Source organism: Hyphomonas sp. CY54-11-8 (assembly GCF_000682735.1).
In the GTDB taxonomy this organism is placed as follows: Bacteria; Pseudomonadota; Alphaproteobacteria; order Caulobacterales; family Hyphomonadaceae; genus Hyphomonas.
Map to the genome: position 1 here is coordinate 1 of NZ_AWFD01000037.1, position 16,179 is coordinate 16,179.

Sequence of the window (16,179 nt, forward strand, 5' to 3'; positions counted from 1 at the left end):
CCAACCGCCGACTCTAACTCTACGGTTGGACTAGTCCGATTGGGCAAGCCACCCTCGCGGTTGCGGTCACCGCCGGAGTCGCGGGCGGCTTCCGCAAGGCGGCTGACTAAGCCCGGCAGCATTCCTTCTCCTGTTTTGACCGCGCCGGCCCCCTTCTTCGGAGGTCTATTCATGGTTTTATTCATGGTGTTTTGGCCGCCCGGCGCACCTTCGGCCGCGCATGCGCGTTGCCTTTTGCCACGCTGCATGCTAGGCGCGCACAAACACATAAAGGAATGTTGATATGGTGAAGACGTACCACGTCAAGGACATCACCCTCGCAGACTTCGGACGCAAGGAAATCGCGATCGCCGAGACGGAAATGCCGGGCCTGATGGCTGCGCGCGAAGAGTTCGGCGCCGAGCAGCCGCTGAAAGGCGCCAAGATTGCCGGCTCGCTGCACATGACCATCCAGACCGCTGTCCTGATCCAGACGCTCGAAGCCCTCGGCGCCGAAGTTCAGTGGGTCTCCTGTAATATCTACTCCACACAAGACCACGCCGCCGCCGCGATCGCCGCCAATGGCACGCCGGTCTGGGCCTATAAGGGCGAGACGCTGGTGGAGTATTGGGATTACACCGACCGCCTGTTCCACTGGCATGACGGCACCGCCCCGAACCTGATCCTCGATGATGGCGGCGACGCGACGCTCTACCTCGTCCTTGGCGAAAAGGCTGAAGCCGACCCATCCATTCTGGACAAGCCGTCTTCCGAGGAAGAGACCGCCCTGTTCGCCCAGATCAAGAAGCGGATGGAAGCCTCCCCCGGCTGGTTCGCCAAGACGAAAGCCGGCATCAAGGGCGTCTCCGAAGAGACGACCACAGGCGTCAACCGCTTGTATCAAATGGAAAAACGCGGCGAGCTGCCCTTCCCGGCGATCAACGTCAACGACTCTGTCACCAAGTCGAAATTCGACAACAAGTATGGCTGTAAAGAGAGCCTCGTCGACGCGATCCGCCGCGGTACCGACGTTATGATGGCCGGCAAGAAGGCCTTCGTCGCCGGCTATGGCGATGTCGGCAAGGGCTCTGCCGCCTCGCTCTCAGGCTCCGGCGCACGCGTCTCGGTTTCCGAGATCGACCCGATTTGCGCGCTGCAGGCGGCGATGGACGGCTACGAAGTCCTCACGATGGAACAGGCTGCGCCGAAGTTCGACATCTTCGTCACCACGACAGGCAACAAGGACATCATCACCGTCGACCACATGCGCGCCATGAAGGACATGGCCATCGTCTGCAATATCGGCCACTTCGACAACGAAATTCAGGTCGAAGGCCTGCGCAATTTCGAATGGACGAACATCAAGCCGCAGGTCGACATGATCACCTTCCCGGACGGGAAACGTATCATCCTCCTGTCCGAAGGCCGCCTTGTGAACCTCGGCAACGCCACGGGCCACCCGTCCTTCGTGATGTCGGCCTCGTTCACCAACCAGACGCTCGCCCAGATCGAACTGTGGACGCGCGGCCACGAATACGAGAACAAGGTCTACACCCTGCCCAAGCATCTGGATGAGAAGGTCGCCATGCTGCACCTTGAAAAACTTGGCGTTCAGCTGACCGAACTGTCCCGTGAACAGGCCGACTATATCGGCGTGAACACGGTCGGTCCGTTCAAGCCTGAACACTATCGCTACTAGGGCCCGGACGGGGACGCAGCATGACATCCGGCGACCACATTCTGACTTTGTCCTGCCCGGACCGGGTGGGCATCGTCGCAACGCTGGCACGGCTCATGGAAGCGCATGAGTGCTTCATCGCGTCCTCGCGTACCTTTGGCGACACCGAGTCCGGGCAGTTCTTTGCCCGGCTCGTGTTTCGCGCACCGGAAGGCGGAACAGTGCCGCTCAGCCTGCTCGGCGATATCGAGGAAGCCGCCGAAGAGCTGGAAGCCGACTGGAGCGTCGCCCCGGTAAGCCAGCGCATGAAAACGCTCCTGCTCGTCTCCCAGTCGGACCATTGCGCCAACACGCTGCTTTATGCTTCCCGCCGGAAGGAACTGCCGATCGACGTGGTTGGCATCGTTTCGAACCATGACACGCTGAAGGACCAGTTCGCCCATTTCGGCCTGCCCTGGTTCCACATCCCGGTCACCTCAACCACCAAGCCGGAAGCCGAAGCGCGCCTGTTCAACGTGATCGAGGAAACCGGCGCGGACCTCATCGTGCTCGCCCGCTACATGCAGGTGTTGAGCGACAATGCCTGCCGGGAACTTGAGGGGCGGTGCATCAATATCCACCACTCCTTCCTACCCAGCTTCAAGGGCGCCCGCCCCTATCACCAGGCCCACGCCCGCGGCGTGAAGGTGATCGGCGCGACCGCCCATTATGTCACGGCAGACCTGGATGAAGGCCCGATCATCACCCAGGTCACCGAAACCATCGACCACACCTACACACCCGCCGACATGATCGAGACCGGCCGCCATCTGGAGGGCACAGCCCTCTTGCGCGCCGTCAAAGCGCATGCAGAGCATCGCGTCTTCAGCCATGCCGGACGCACCATCGTCTTCGCCAGATAAGCCTTCAGAGGAAACTGCCATGAAACTTTCCAGCCACGAATTCACCTCCGAAAGTGTATCGGAAGGGCATCCCGACAAGGTCGCAGACCAGGTTTCTGATGCGGTTGTCGACCTGTTTCTGGCAAAGGACCCGACGGCCAAGGTCGCCGTGGAAACCCTGACCACGACCAACAAGATCGTGCTGGCAGGCGAAGTCCGCACCAACAATGGCGCGGTGGTCACCGAAGACGAAATGAACGAGGCCGCCCGCGCTGTGGTGAAGCGGATCGGTTACGAGCAGGAAGGCTTCCACTGGCAGAACCTGAGCATCGACAATCTCGTCCACGGCCAGTCCGCCGAAATCGCCCAGGGCGTTGAAGCGGGCCAGGGCCTGTTCAAGGAAGAAGGCGCCGGTGACCAGGGCATCATGTTCGGTTACGCAACCAACGAGACGCCGGAGCTGATGCCAGCGACGCTGGTCTACTCTCACCAGATCCTGCAGAAACTGGCTGCGCTGCGCCATTCCGGCGCGCGCCCGCAGCTGGAACCGGACGCGAAGAGCCAGGTCACGCTTCAGTATGAAGGCTCCCAGCCGGTTGGCGTGAACGCAATCGTCGTCTCCCACCAGCACGGCAAGGATGTCAGCCAGGACGAACTGCGCGAAATCATCCGCCCGGTCGTGCAGGAGGTGCTCCCCGAGGGCTGGTTCCCGCCGGAAGACAAGTTCTATGTGAACCCGACAGGCAGCTTCTACATCGGTGGACCGGACGGCGACGCAGGCCTCACTGGCCGCAAGATCATCGTAGACACCTATGGCGGGGCCGCCCCGCATGGCGGCGGGGCCTTCTCCGGTAAGGATCCGTCGAAAGTCGACCGTTCGGCTGCCTATGCCACGCGCTATCTTGCCAAGAACGTCGTCGCTGCCGGCCTTGCCGACCGCTGCACGATCCAGGTCAGCTACGCCATCGGCGTATCACAGCCACTGTCGATCTATGTCGATACCCACGGCACCGGCAAAGCGGATGAAGTCCGGATCGCGAAAACCCTGCGGGAACTGTTCGATCTGTCGCCGAAAGGCATTCGCACGCATCTTCAGCTGAACCGTCCGATCTACAGCCCGAGCGCAGCTTACGGCCATTTCGGCCGGCAGCCCGGCGACAATGGCGCCTTCAGCTGGGAAAAGACGGACCTGACGTCAGAGCTGGTGCGCCTCATCAACTAGGCGGCCTACTGCACGATCATCACATCATCGATGGTGGCGACCTCGCTGCCCCGGCACAGGATGCTTATCTTTGCCGGCAGCGGCGCGGGCGCCATCTGGCGATAGCCGACGGTACCCGGCACAGCAGACCCGCCGGGTTTCAGGTCCAGGATCAGCCCCTGTGCTGCTGGCATATCCAGCGGTGTCAGGAACCAGCTGTCCTTGCTGTCCACGCGCAGCATAACGATCATTTTGGTCGGTTCACTGCCGATCGACGGCATCCGATTCACCCAGGCTTCGGCCTTGGTCACGGCCGGGCAGGACGGCGCAAACTCTGTTTCGGCAACAGCGTCAGGTTCGCCCTGGTCATTCGCTACTTGTGGCCAGAAGCACTGGCATCCGGCCAGTATGCCGAAGCAAGCCAGCGTGGCGGCAGCACGCATGACTACCAGTCCGTTGAAAGCCTGAACCACAGGGCACTCTCCTCTTCCGCGCCAGCGATATGGTTCGGCGATGTCGACACAACGGCCGCTGCCTCTCCGGTCCAGCTTTCTGCCAGCTGGAAGCCATAGCGCGTCTCGAAGTCGACCTGCCGTCCACTGGGCGTCAGGCCCGCATTGACTGTCTGATGGATCAGTGCGCCGCGGACATCGATTCCCACCGGCGCGTTGAGCGCGATGGACCCTGTCTCGGCCCGCCATGGCTGAGCAACGATCAGGCTGAGTCGCCCCGGTCCGGCAGGCCGGCTGGCGCCAAGGGACCAGCGGCTGGTCCAGACATCACTCACGTTTACGCCCGGCAAGTCCACGCTCGCCATCTCAACCCCGGACGACAGTGTCCAGCGCCGCCCTGCCAGCCATGCACCTTCCAGCGCATAGGCGGTCATCTGTGTCTGGTCTTCCGCGCCGAAGCGTTCCTGTACCGATCCGCCAAGCGCGGTGTTCACGTCTTCCACAAAGGTCGCGCCGAAACGGTAGGACCAGCGCGGCTTGTCCCGGCCGAACCGGAAGCCTGACTGGCTGCGGCCGCTCTGCTCCGCCGAGAAGAAATCCATCACAAGGCCCTGCCCCAGATGGTGGCTGAACTTCGCCCAGGCACCGCCGGTGGAAAAAGCGTTCCCCACGCCCGGTTCGTTCAGCAGCGACACGTCCGGCGCAAGCCGGGTGAGCGATCCGCCCCGGCCGACTTCCACCTCATTGGCGCCGAAGCTGTAGCGCATCTGGAAGGTCGATTGCGGGTCTTCCTGGTAAGGTGCTGTCGGGTCGTCATAGAGGCGCGCCTGCGTCCAGTTGAAGGACAAATTGCCGGCCCGCACCGAATGGGTCTCGCCCGCAGCCCAGTCAGCTCGGGTCTGAAAGTTCACCATCCGGGCACCGGCCAGGCCATCCGGCAGCTGGGCGGAGACAGCGTCGGCATCCAACACGAAGCCACGTTCATATTTGTCCTGGAAGACAAGACCATTCAGCGCGCCTGAATTTGTCGCCCAGTCCCCGAACGCGCCGCCACTTGGCGCAAGCACCGTCCCGATGGAAACCTTCTCCGCGCCGAAATCCAGCGTCTGTTGTCCCTGTGGGGAAAAGGCCTGGGCAAGATTGAGAGTACCAACACCGGATACCTCATCAGCACCGGCGCCTGCCGCCGTACCCGTGATCGGATCGAGCGCCGTATCGACATAGTCATCGGCCGTATCCAGCAGGATCTGCAGCGCGACTTCAGGCTTGTCCTTCAGGTTCGGAAAGGTCTGCAGCATCAGTGCCAGGGCGCCCGCAACGTAGGGCGCCGAGAAGGACGTTCCGGATACGCTGTAATAGTCACCAATCGTGTCGGCATCGTTCGTCAAGTCGCCCGGAAAGACGATGTCATCGTCGGGTCCTGTGGTAACGACGCGCTCTCCCGGAGCCAGGATGTAATAGTTTTTCGCGTCATTTCCCGCACGGTTCGAGAAATCGGATATCTTCATGTAATCCGGATTGGGGTCGGTAACCGTCGGCTCCACAATGTTCAGAGACCCCACCGCCACGACCCGGCCGAGCGAGGCGGCTTCACCCGCAATATAGGCTGGCTCCGTTGGTTCCGCGCCAACCGCGGGTGTGATGTTCCCCATCCCGTCATCAATGGCGGGCGCTGCTTCGTTGCCAGCCGAAATAACCACCAGGACTCCCGCCGCAGCAGCAGCGCGAACAGCATTTTCAAGATCCTGATTGGCATCGATCTCGCCCCCCAGCGACATGTTGATGACGCTGGCACCCTGATCCACCGCATACTGGATGGCGCGCACAAGAGCGGAGTCACTGAAATTGCAGCCTTCATCTGCGCCTGTCAGGGCGCAGCTGCCGGGGCTGTCGGCACGGATCGAGATGATCGAGGATTCAAAAGCGATACCCTGAATGCCCGAGCCTTCGTCGATCACCGTCGTATAGTCGTCCTGACGGCGCGCCGCGACAACACCGCTCACCATCGTACCGTGCCCGCCCGTATCGATGTCGTCAGGCTGACGGGTGATCGTGACCGGATCCCCGTTCGTATCGTAACCGCTGCAGGCCGTGTCCGCACAAACATCGAAAGTCTGCACGATCGCACCCTGCAGATCCGGGTGGTCGTCGATTGTGCCGGTATCGATGACAGCGACCTTGATGCCGGTCCCGGTCGCACCAATGGCGTAAGCCGCTGACGCCCCGATGACCGGCAACCCGGCCGTCTGCTGGTATTCGCGCGTCTCGAAAGCGGATGCCGGAGCGATCTCGCTCGGAAATGGCGGCGGGGGTGGAGGTGGTGGCGGCGCCGGAGGTGGTGGAGGGGGAGGTGACGTCGGCGTAATGGCCGATCCGCCACCACCGCCGCCCCCGCTGGCACATGCCCCGAGAAGGCCGAGCGCCGGGCCGGCCAGCGCCACAATCATGGCGGCTTTCAGGTAGCGCGACCTCTGTGTCCTCAATTGCATGGCCTTAGACCTCCGGCTTGGGCACCTATCCCAGGAATTCGCTGTTATGATGCCGCGTCATCCTGCCCTGACAATCGTGAACGGAACACCAACGCGCCATGGGTAGCAAATCACGAAAATTCCACGCGTTCCTGCGAAAAATGGAACAGTGACCGGGCTTCTTCATCAATCGAGTCGCCGGGCACGTTCAGCAATTGGTGCATCGCGTTCTTTCGGTCTTTTAGCGCATGATCGAAATCCTGCTCGATCAGCCTGTCGACCCCCGTCCGGACCATCGCATCGCGCACTTCCATGTACAGCGTCAGCGATCCGCCAAGGAACATGGATTCATAGGCAATCTTGCTCGCGATCTTGTCATGAATATCCGTGTACTGGAATTGCCGCTCCATGACCGATTTGCGTTTGCAGATGAAGTCGATTTCATGCCGGTATTGCGGGTGGCGCAGGTACAGGCTCTTCAGGGCGGTCATCTCGCTGTCGATGCGGGTCTGGATTTCGTCCGGCAGTGACTCGCTGAGGATGATAACAATATCGATATCCGACCCCTTCACCATCTCGCCGGAGGCGACGTGCTCGCGTGGCTCATTGTGGGCCAGGAAGTAGGCAAGGTCCCCGGCGATGAAAGCGCACAGCTGGCTGCGCACTTCGCGGCCAAGGCTAACGAACAATTGCTTCATCACCTGCTGGGCCACGCTGATTTTTTCGCGGCTGATTTCGCGGTGCATGTTCGACAGCGTGCCCTGCCGCTCAATCATCTGATCGCGCTGCCCTGGTAGACCGAACAGGGAGAAGGACAGGAAATCCCGCTGGATCGACGGGCTGAGCCGCACCTGGTCTTCGCGCGTAATGTCATAGCGCAGGTAGTAGCTGGCAAAGTGCGACACATGGAATGTGCGGCTGCGATAGCAGGCCTGCCACAGCGCGAGCACCGGAACCTCCGGCATGGCTTCAGCCAGCTCCTTTCCGATCAGCGGACCCTCTGCAGCAATCAGCTGCACAATCCGGCTTTCGATTTCCTGAAGGTCGGGCGTCGCCAATCTCTGCTCCTCTTGTGCAGGCTTGCGCCAGCTTAACCGGGCTGGTCCAGCAGGGACAACAAATAGTCGCGGTATTCATTGTTGAACGCCGCCGCGAGGTCCCGCATCTGGCCATCAGAAATGAGCCCGCGCCGCCAGGCCACCTCCTCGATGCAGGCGACCTTCAACCCCTGGCGTTTTTCAACGGTTTGCACAAAGTGCGATGCTTCCAGCATGCTGTCGAATGTCCCGGCATCAAGCCAGGTGATCCCGCGCGGCAGGCGTACAACGTTCAGATCCCCCCGCTCCAGATAGGCCTGGTTGACCGACGTGATTTCAAGCTCACCTCGCGCGGACGGTTTCACCGACCGGGCTATCTCCGTCACATCCGGTCCATAAAAATATAACCCGGTCACGGCCCAGTTCGCACGCGGGTGGGCCGGCTTTTCCTCAATTGACAATGGTTTGCCATCTGCGCCGATTTCAACAATGCCGAACCGCTGCGGATCATTGACCTGGAATGCCATCACCGACGCGCCTGATTTCAGTCCGGCCAATTCCTGCAACATTCCTGTCAGGCCCGCACCATAGAAAATATTGTCTCCGAGCGCGAGCGCGCAGGAATCACCGGCAATGAACGTTTCACCGATCAGGAAGGCTTCGGCGATACCGGCAGCCGTTTCCTGCTCCGCATAGGAAAATTTCACGCCCCATTGCGAGCCATCCCCCAGAAGGGCCTGATATGACGCTGCCTGTCCCTTGGCGCTGATGATCAGGATCTCCGTGATGCCCGCAAGCAGGAAGGTCGAAATCGGATAGTAGATCAACGGCTTGTCATAGATCATCAGCAGGTGTTTCGACACAGCCCGCGTTGCCGGATAAAGGCGGCTGCCCTTCCCCCCTGCCAGAATAATGCCCTTCATTCTTCAGAGAGCTCCTCAATCAATTTGCCGACTGTCTTTTCCAGTCCGATTTTCCAGTCCGGCATTTCAATGCCGAAGACACGGCTCGTTTCCGACATGTCGAGGCGGGCGTTCAAAGGCCTCTTCGCTGGGGTCGGATAATCCGCTGTTTGAACGGGGACGACGTCCGCGAAGGGGCCACCGAGCCGCTGACTGCAATCGAAGATCAGCTTGGCCATCGTTGCGCGGTCCGTCTCCCCCTGCCCGGCCAGATGGTACACACCCCAATCGGAGAAATCCGGCGCCGCCGTCTGCCGGGCCATGTCGAGCAGGCCCGCAGCGAGTGCTGGCGCGTAAGTAGGGCACCCAAACTGATCGCAGACAACAGTCACCGACGAGCGCGTCTGCGCGAGCTTCAACATGGTACGGACAAAATTGTTTCCGAATTCGGAAAAGATCCACGACACCCGCACCACCAGAGATTTCGGCGCTAAATCCCTGACAGCCTGCTCACCTTCCAGTTTGGTGCGTCCATAGGCACCCAGCGGATGAGCCGCATCATCCGGTGCATAGGGCTCAGGCTTGGTGCCGTCGAAGACACAGTCAGTCGACAAATGGATCAGCGGGATCTGTCTTTCGGCACAGGCAGAAGCCAGGTTGCCCGGGCCGGTCACATTCAGGGCGCGCGCCGCTTCCGGCTCGCTTTCCGCGCCATCGACGGATGTGAAAGCCCCTGCATTAATCACGGCGACCGGGTTGGTCGCGTCAAGTGTGCGTGAGAGGGAGGCCGGATCCATCAGGTCTGCTTCCGGCCGGCCGGCGCATAGAACGCCGGATCCACCAATGGACGCCAGGGCCTGAGCCACCTGACCGGTCTTCCCGATGACGAGAACCGGGGTCATCTGACCTGCCCGAGTCGTTGGCCCTGATAGCGTTCTTCGCGGATCGGGCGCCACCAGTCTTCATTGCCCAGATACCAATCCACAGTCGCAGCGAGTCCTGCCTCGAAATCGTGCTCCGGCGCCCAACCCAGCTCACGGTCGATTTTTGCCGGGTCGATCGCATAACGGAAGTCGTGCGCCGGCCGGTCTTCAACAAATTCGATCAAGGCCTCGTGCGGGGCCCCTGCGGGCCGGCGTTCGTCCAGGATCCGGCAAATCGTCCGCACGATCTGCAGATTGGTCCGTTCGGCACCGCCACCGACGCAATAGACTTCACCGGGCACACCTTCCTGCGCCATGAGAGACAGGGCACGGGCATGGTCTTCCACATGCAGCCAGTCCCGTACATTCGCGCCATTGCCATAGATCGGCAGGCGCTTTCCTTCCAGCCCATTCAGGATCATCAGGGGGATGAGCTTTTCCGGGAACTGGCGCGGCCCGTAATTATTCGAGCAGTTCGAGACAACGACCGGGAGGCCGTAAGTGCGCTGCCAGGCCCGCGCGAGGTGGTCCGCGCCAGCCTTGCTGGCAGAATAAGGAGATGACGGGTCATACCGGGTCGTTTCGGTGAACACCCCCTCCGGCCCAAGAGAGCCGAAGACTTCATCCGTAGACACATGAACAAATCGGAAAGCATCCCGCCTGTCATGCTCCAGACCGGACCAGTATTCCCGCGCCGCTTCAAGCATCGCGTAAGTCCCGACAAGATTGGTCGTGATGAAATCGGCAGGTCCATCGATCGAGCGATCCACATGCGTTTCGGCAGCCAGATGAAACACAGCGTCTGGCTCTGAAGCCTTCACGGCATCGCGCATGGCCTGCGCATCGCACACATCTGCCGCAACATGGCGAAACCTGTCATGGGTTTTCAACGCTTCAAGCGTCGCCGGATTGGCTGCGTAGGTCATGCGGTCTATGGCGACCACTTCCGTTTCCGCATCGGACAGCAGAAGATGACACAGCGCCGATCCGATAAAACCGGCGCCGCCTGTCACGACATAGCGCTTCATTTGACGGCTGCCATTGCAGTGCCGGATTTCAGCGCCGACAGGCCGGGCCAGTGACGGTCCCGTTCGGACAGGGTCATGTCACTTGGAGGAAACGGCCACTGAATGCCGAGCTCGGGATCGTCGAACGCCAGTCCGAATTCCGCTTCCGGCGAGTAGTATTCACTGACGCTGTAGATGATCTGTGTGTCGTCCTCGAGCGTGCAGAAGCCGTGCGCAAAACCTGCGGGAACAAATAGCTGGCTGCCGGTCGCGGCTGACAGCTCTACGCTCGTATGCTGGCCGAACGTCGATGATCCCGGACGGATATCCACCACCACATCGAGGAGGCTTCCAGCGATGCACTGTACCAGCTTGGCCTGCGCATGAGGGGCCTTCTGGAAGTGCAGACCTCTCAGCGTGCCTTTGCTTTGGGAGAGGGAATGGTTCGACTGCACGAACTGGCAGTCGATGCCATGAGCCGCGAACTCCGATTGCCGGAATGTTTCAGCGAAGAAGCCGCGCTCGTCACCGATACGCTTCGGATGAACGAGGATAAGCCCTTCCAGTCCGCCGATTTTTTCGAATCTGGCCATACTCTGCCCTGACAACCCGACCGCCCCCGCAGCCCGACTCCGGCTATAGCATGCCCGATTTTGACCGCAACACGCGAAGGGTTACTCGACTGTAACCGATTTGGCGAGGTTTCGGGGCTGATCGACGTCCGTGCCTTTCGCAACTGCGACGTGATAAGCCAGCAACTGCAGGGGGATTGCCGCCAGGATCGGCAAGGTGAAACCGTCCCCGTCCGGCAGGCGGATCACGTGATCGGCGCGGTTACCCGCCAGGGCGATACCGGCATCATCGGAAATCAGAATCACTTTCGCGCCGCGCGCACGGATCTCCTCGACATTGGAAATCGTCTTCTCGAACAGCTCGTCCTTAGGTGCCACGACCACCACTGGCAGTCCCCGCTCGATCAGGGCGATGGGACCGTGCTTGAGTTCGCCGGCGGCATAGCCCTCGGCGTGGATGTAGGACACTTCCTTCAGCTTCAGGGCGCCTTCCAGGGCCAGCGGATAGTACCGCCCCCGGCCCAGGAACAGGACATCTTTGGCCTGCGTCAGCGTCTTCGCGATTTCGGCAACCTGCTCCTGCGATTCCAGTGCCTCGGTTACCTTGCGCGGCAACGCCAGCAGGTTCTTGATTGCAGTCGCTTCATCGCCCGGCAACAGGTGTCCGCGCGCCCGGGCCGCCGCAAGTGCCATGACCGCAAGAACGGACAGCTGCGCCGTGAAAGCCTTGGTTGAAGCCACGCCGATCTCCGGCCCTGCATGGGTCGGCACCACGGCACCTGCCTCGCGCGCGATGGAGCTTTCCGGCACGTTCACGATGGCCACCGCCGTCGTCCCGTTCTGGCGGCAGTAGCGTAATGCGGCCAGCGTGTCGGCCGTCTCGCCCGACTGGCTGACGAACAGCGCCGGGCCGGACTGCGGCAGCACCGGCTGACGGTAGCGGAATTCGGACGCGATATCCGTTTCGAGCGACAGACGCGCCACCTGTTCGAACCAGTACTTCGCGGTGAACGCGGCATAATAGGCCGTGCCGCAGGCAATCGCGACCGCGCGGTCTGCTGCGGTGAAGGACGCCGTCGCCACCGTGCCGATATCCAGCGTACCGGCCACCTGGTCCACATAGGGCATGATGGACCGGGCGATCGACTCCGGCTGCTCGTGGATTTCCTTGAGCATGAAGTGGTCATATTCACCGCGCTCGATCAGCGCATCGTTCACGGCGGAGGTGACGCGCTTGCGGTTCACACGCTCGCCGCGCGCATTGCGGATATCGAAGCTGTCGGGCGTCAGAACGCACCAGTCACCTTCTTCCAGATAGGTGACGTCGCGGGTAAGCGGGGCCAATGCGATGGCGTCGGAACCGAGGTACATCTCGCCTTCGCCATAGCCGAGCACCAGCGGACTGCCCCGCCGGGCCCCCATCATCAGGCCCTCCTGGCCTTCGAAGATGACAGCCAGCGCGAACGCGCCATGCAGCTCAGCCAGTGTGGCTTCGAAGGCATCGACCGGATCTGCCCCGTCGCTGATCTTCTGGTCCAGCAGCTGCGCGATCACTTCGGAATCGGTTTCCGACTCGAATTTGCGGCCGGCAGCCTGGAGCGCGTCCCGCAATTCGCGGAAATTCTCGATGATGCCATTGTGGACGATTGCCACGCCGCCGGACATGTGCGGGTGGGCATTGCTTTCGTTCGGCTGCCCATGCGTGGCCCAGCGTGTGTGCGCGATGCCTGTGGTGGCATTCATCGGGTGTTCGCGGAGCCGTGTTTCGAGATTCACGATCTTTCCGGGCGCACGCCGACGGTCCAGACCGCCTGCGGCCGACACCGCGATTCCGGCACTGTCATAGCCGCGATATTCCAGGCGCTTCAGCCCATCGATCAGCCGATCGGCAACAGGCTCTTTTCCTGAAATCGCAACAATTCCGCACATAATCCACTCCGCTCTTGGCTCAGCGTCTCTTAGATCGCGGCAAAACGGCAGAACAATGAAACTTTGTGAGCAAATGCGACAAGATCTGGCCCCGTATTTGCCGGATCCTCAATACTTCCGGGCAAACCAGCAATCCGAACATGACGGAGGCGAACGCTTTGCCGGCGGGAAATAGCAGTTGGAGGACTGCCTCAATGTGCCAGCGGACCCGTAGAAGATACTCCCATCAGCGCATCTGAATGCTAGATTAAGTTCAAACTTCGCCCTGTCTTTGCATATAGGCCCCAGCAAGTACTACGGAGCCCGATCTTTTGCCCCAACTGACTCACCTCGACAGGCTGGAAGCCGAAAGCCTTCACATCATCCGCGAAGTCGCCGCCGAATGTGAAAACCCGGTGATGCTGTACTCCGTCGGCAAGGATTCGGCGGTGATGCTGCATCTGGCAATGAAGGCGTTCTATCCGTCCCGTCCGCCCTTCCCGCTGATGCATGTGGATACGACGTGGAAGTTCCGCGAGATGATCGAGTTCCGCGATCGTAAGGCCGCCGAGATGGGCATGGACCTGATCGTCCATATCAATGAAGACGGCGTACGCGAAGGCGTTGGCCCCTTCTCGCATGGCTCCGCTGTCCATACCGATGTCATGAAGACCCAGGCGCTGAAACAGGCGCTCGACAAGTACAAATTCTCCGCTGCGTTTGGCGGGGCCAGACGCGATGAGGAAAAGTCGCGCGCCAAGGAACGGATCTTCTCCTTCCGGTCAGCCGAGCATCGCTGGGATCCCAAACGCCAGCGCCCGGAGATATGGAACCTCTACAATACCCGGATCCATCCGGGAGAGAGCATCCGGGTCTTCCCGCTGTCGAACTGGACCGAGCTCGACATCTGGCAATATATCCGCCGCGAAGGCATTGAAATCGTGCCGCTCTACTTTGCTGCCGAACGGCCGGTGGTGAACTGGAACGGCGTGGACATCATGGTGGATGACGACCGGATGCCGGAAGACCTCGCCAAGACGGCGATCCTGAAATCCGTCCGGTTCCGGACGCTCGGCTGCTACCCACTGACCGGCGCTGTCGAAAGCACGGCCACCACGCTTGACGACATCATCCAGGAGATGCTGCTGACCACGACTTCGGAACGGCAGGGCCGCGTCATTGATGTCGACCAGTCGGCGTCCATGGAGAAGAAGAAGCAGGAGGGCTATTTCTGATGCGCCTCACTGACGACCTCATCGCCACCGATATCGGCGCTTATCTCGAAAAGCACGAGAACAAGTCGCTGCTGCGCTTTATCACCTGCGGCTCTGTGGATGATGGCAAGTCCACGCTGATCGGCCGCCTGCTGTACGACTCCAAGATGATCTTCGAGGACCAGCTCGCTTCGCTGGAAGCGGATTCAAAGAAAGTCGGCACACAGGGAGAGAACATCGATTTCGCGCTACTCGTCGACGGCCTCGCCGCTGAACGGGAACAAGGCATCACGATCGACGTCGCCTACCGCTTCTTTGCAACCGATAAGCGCAAATTCATCGTCGCCGACACGCCCGGTCACGAACAGTATACGCGCAATATGGCGACCGGCGCCTCGACGGCAGATGTCGCTATCCTGATGATTGACGCCCGCAAAGGCATCCTCACCCAGACGCGCCGCCATGCCTTCATCACGACGCTGCTTGGCATCCGGCGCCTCGTCCTAGCAGTAAACAAGATGGACCTCGTCGACTATGACGAGACGATCTTCAACGACATTGTCGATGACTTCTACGCCTTCGCTGATGAGCTTGCGACAGATCTCGAAATCCAGCCGATCCCGATGTCGGCACTGGCCGGGATCAACATCACAAGCCGGTCGGATGAAACCGACTGGTACGATGGCCCGGCCCTGATGGAATACCTTGAAAACGTCCCTGTGGGTGACAAGCGCCGCAATGCTTCGTTCCGCATGCCAGTCCAGTGGGTGAACCGTCCGAACCTCGATTTCCGCGGCTTCTCCGGACAGATTGCCTCCGGCACGGTGAAGCCCGGTGACCGGGTGAAATCCATGCCATCCGGCAAGCAATCGACCATCGCGCGGATCGTGACGGCCGACGGCGACCTGCCCGAAGCCGTGGCCGGCCAGTCGGTGACGCTGACGCTGGCGGACGAGATCGACGCCTCACGCGGTGATGCCATCGTCACGGCGGATGATCCGACAGAGGTGTCCGACCAGTTCCAGGTCCGCATCCTTTGGATGAACGAATCTCCGCTCCTTCCGGGCCGGCGCTACCTTCTCAAAGTCGGTGCCAAAACGGTCACCGCGACCGTGAATGCCCCGAAATATGGTATTGATGTCAACACCTTGTCGGATGTTCCCGCAAAGACGCTGGAACTCAACCAGATCGGCGTCACGACGATCTCGCTCGATCAGGCAATCACGTTCGACCCCTACGACGCCAACCGCAATCTCGGCGGCTTCATCCTGATCGACCGGATGAGCAATGATACGGTTGGCCTGGGCCTCATCGACTTTGCCCTGCGCCGTGCATCGAACATCCACTGGCAAGCCATGGATGTGGACCGCGATGCGCTGGCCGAACAGAAAGGGCAGCGGCCCGCCGTCCTCTGGTTCACGGGCCTGTCCGGCTCCGGCAAGTCGACGATTGCCAACGCACTCCAGAAGCGCCTGTTCGCCCTTGGCAAGCACTCTTTCTCTCTCGACGGTGACAATGTCCGTCACGGGCTGAACCGCGACCTCGGCTTTACCGATGCGGACCGAGTGGAAAACATCCGCCGCGTTGCAAATGTGGCCAAGCTGATGTCCGATGCCGGCCTGATCACGCTTGTCTCATTCATCTCCCCCTTCCGGGCCGAACGGCAGATGGCGCGGAACATGATGGCAGACGGTGAGTTCATCGAAATCCATGTCGACACTCCGCTTGACGTGGCAGAGCAAAGAGACGTCAAAGGCCTCTACAAGAAGGCACGTTCAGGAGAGATCAAGAATTTCACCGGCATATCGAGCCCCTATGAAGCGCCCGAGAACCCAGAGCTCCGGATTGACACGGTTGATCGTAGCCCTGATGACGCTGCCGAGGAAATTCTTGACTACCTCCGGGAGAACGGCTTCCTCGGCGCCTGATACCAGGTGCCGGCCGTTGAAATGGCCAG

General features: G+C 60.9%; 13 protein-coding genes. 5 read left to right on the forward strand and 8 right to left on the reverse strand.

The genetic code is table 11. The features are described 5' to 3' along the window. Positions 1-283: 283 nt before the first annotated feature. Genes ahcY through metK form a run of 3 tightly spaced genes read left to right on the forward strand, consistent with a single transcriptional unit; the run spans position 284 to position 3,760 of the window. Positions 284-1,678 (forward strand): adenosylhomocysteinase, encoded by a 1,395-nt coding sequence (ahcY, locus tag HY17_RS17095; RefSeq protein ID WP_034768926.1) that lies wholly within the window; start codon positions 284-286, stop codon positions 1,676-1,678. 20 nt (positions 1,679-1,698) lie between these two features. After that, positions 1,699-2,559 carry a formyltetrahydrofolate deformylase gene (gene purU, locus HY17_RS17100; protein WP_034768927.1) on the forward strand — a complete coding sequence of 287 codons (861 nt, stop codon included), beginning with the start codon at positions 1,699-1,701 and terminating at the stop codon, positions 2,557-2,559. Positions 2,560-2,578: 19 nt separating this feature from the next. Further along, positions 2,579-3,760, forward strand: coding sequence for a methionine adenosyltransferase (gene metK, locus HY17_RS17105; protein ID WP_034768928.1), 1,182 nt, complete (start codon positions 2,579-2,581; stop codon positions 3,758-3,760). A 5-nt stretch (positions 3,761-3,765) separates the two neighbouring features. Here metK and HY17_RS17110 read toward each other — a convergent pair whose 3' ends face one another. From HY17_RS17110 to glmS, 8 genes are all read right to left on the reverse strand, one after another. Beyond that, on the reverse strand, positions 3,766-4,182 hold the full coding sequence (locus HY17_RS17110) for a hypothetical protein (RefSeq protein WP_034768929.1): 417 nt from the start codon (positions 4,180-4,182) through the stop codon (positions 3,766-3,768). A 2-nt stretch (positions 4,183-4,184) separates the two neighbouring features. Next, positions 4,185-6,680 (reverse strand): S8 family peptidase, encoded by a 2,496-nt coding sequence (locus tag HY17_RS17115; RefSeq protein WP_155843667.1) that lies wholly within the window; start codon positions 6,678-6,680, stop codon positions 4,185-4,187. Positions 6,681-6,790: 110 nt separating this feature from the next. Beyond that, a complete protein-coding gene (locus HY17_RS17120) occupies positions 6,791-7,717 on the reverse strand; it encodes a hypothetical protein (RefSeq protein ID WP_034768931.1) in 927 nt (308 codons plus the stop codon). A gap of 32 nt (positions 7,718-7,749) precedes the next feature. Then, positions 7,750-8,619: a glucose-1-phosphate thymidylyltransferase RfbA gene (rfbA, locus tag HY17_RS17125; RefSeq protein WP_034768932.1), complete on the reverse strand. Its 870-nt coding sequence runs from the start codon at positions 8,617-8,619 to the stop codon at positions 7,750-7,752. Continuing rightward, entirely contained in the window at positions 8,616-9,500 is an 885-nt protein-coding gene (rfbD, locus tag HY17_RS17130) for a dTDP-4-dehydrorhamnose reductase (protein WP_034768933.1), read from the reverse strand. The genes rfbA and rfbD overlap by 4 nt, the downstream gene beginning before the upstream one ends. Further along, on the reverse strand, positions 9,497-10,549 hold the full coding sequence (rfbB, locus tag HY17_RS17135; RefSeq protein ID WP_034768934.1) for a dTDP-glucose 4,6-dehydratase: 1,053 nt from the start codon (positions 10,547-10,549) through the stop codon (positions 9,497-9,499). The genes rfbD and rfbB overlap by 4 nt, the downstream gene beginning before the upstream one ends. Beyond that, on the reverse strand, positions 10,546-11,121 hold the full coding sequence (gene rfbC, locus HY17_RS17140) for a dTDP-4-dehydrorhamnose 3,5-epimerase (protein ID WP_034768936.1): 576 nt from the start codon (positions 11,119-11,121) through the stop codon (positions 10,546-10,548). The genes rfbB and rfbC overlap by 4 nt, the downstream gene beginning before the upstream one ends. 81 nt (positions 11,122-11,202) lie before the next feature. Continuing rightward, positions 11,203-13,029 carry a glutamine--fructose-6-phosphate transaminase (isomerizing) gene (gene glmS, locus HY17_RS17145; RefSeq protein ID WP_034768939.1) on the reverse strand — a complete coding sequence of 609 codons (1,827 nt, stop codon included), beginning with the start codon at positions 13,027-13,029 and terminating at the stop codon, positions 11,203-11,205. A gap of 311 nt (positions 13,030-13,340) precedes the next feature. Between glmS and cysD the strand changes: the two genes are divergently transcribed. Both cysD and cysN read left to right on the forward strand, forming a co-directional pair. Next, positions 13,341-14,243: a sulfate adenylyltransferase subunit CysD gene (gene cysD / locus HY17_RS17150; protein WP_034768941.1), complete on the forward strand. Its 903-nt coding sequence runs from the start codon at positions 13,341-13,343 to the stop codon at positions 14,241-14,243. Beyond that, positions 14,243-16,150 carry a sulfate adenylyltransferase subunit CysN gene (gene cysN, locus HY17_RS17155; RefSeq protein ID WP_034768943.1) on the forward strand — a complete coding sequence of 636 codons (1,908 nt, stop codon included), beginning with the start codon at positions 14,243-14,245 and terminating at the stop codon, positions 16,148-16,150. The genes cysD and cysN overlap by 1 nt, the downstream gene beginning before the upstream one ends. Positions 16,151-16,179 lie beyond the last annotated feature (29 nt).

What these genes read in the sequence shown, in the direction of transcription:
- ahcY (WP_034768926.1), top strand. Translation starts at nt 284, where the DNA reads ATGGTGAAGACGTACCACGTCAAGGACATCACCCTCGCAGACTTCGGA.
- purU (WP_034768927.1), top strand. Translation starts at nt 1,699, where the DNA reads ATGACATCCGGCGACCACATTCTGACTTTGTCCTGCCCGGACCGGGTG.
- metK (WP_034768928.1), top strand. Translation starts at nt 2,579, where the DNA reads ATGAAACTTTCCAGCCACGAATTCACCTCCGAAAGTGTATCGGAAGGG.
- HY17_RS17110 (WP_034768929.1), bottom strand. Translation starts at nt 4,182, where the DNA reads ATGCGTGCTGCCGCCACGCTGGCTTGCTTCGGCATACTGGCCGGATGC.
- HY17_RS17115 (WP_155843667.1), bottom strand. Translation starts at nt 6,680, where the DNA reads ATGCAATTGAGGACACAGAGGTCGCGCTACCTGAAAGCCGCCATGATT.
- rfbA (WP_034768932.1), bottom strand. Translation starts at nt 8,619, where the DNA reads ATGAAGGGCATTATTCTGGCAGGGGGGAAGGGCAGCCGCCTTTATCCG.
- rfbD (WP_034768933.1), bottom strand. Translation starts at nt 9,500, where the DNA reads ATGACCCCGGTTCTCGTCATCGGGAAGACCGGTCAGGTGGCTCAGGCC.
- rfbB (WP_034768934.1), bottom strand. Translation starts at nt 10,549, where the DNA reads ATGAAGCGCTATGTCGTGACAGGCGGCGCCGGTTTTATCGGATCGGCG.
- rfbC (WP_034768936.1), bottom strand. Translation starts at nt 11,121, where the DNA reads ATGGCCAGATTCGAAAAAATCGGCGGACTGGAAGGGCTTATCCTCGTT.
- glmS (WP_034768939.1), bottom strand. Translation starts at nt 13,029, where the DNA reads ATGTGCGGAATTGTTGCGATTTCAGGAAAAGAGCCTGTTGCCGATCGG.
- cysN (WP_034768943.1), top strand. Translation starts at nt 14,243, where the DNA reads ATGCGCCTCACTGACGACCTCATCGCCACCGATATCGGCGCTTATCTC.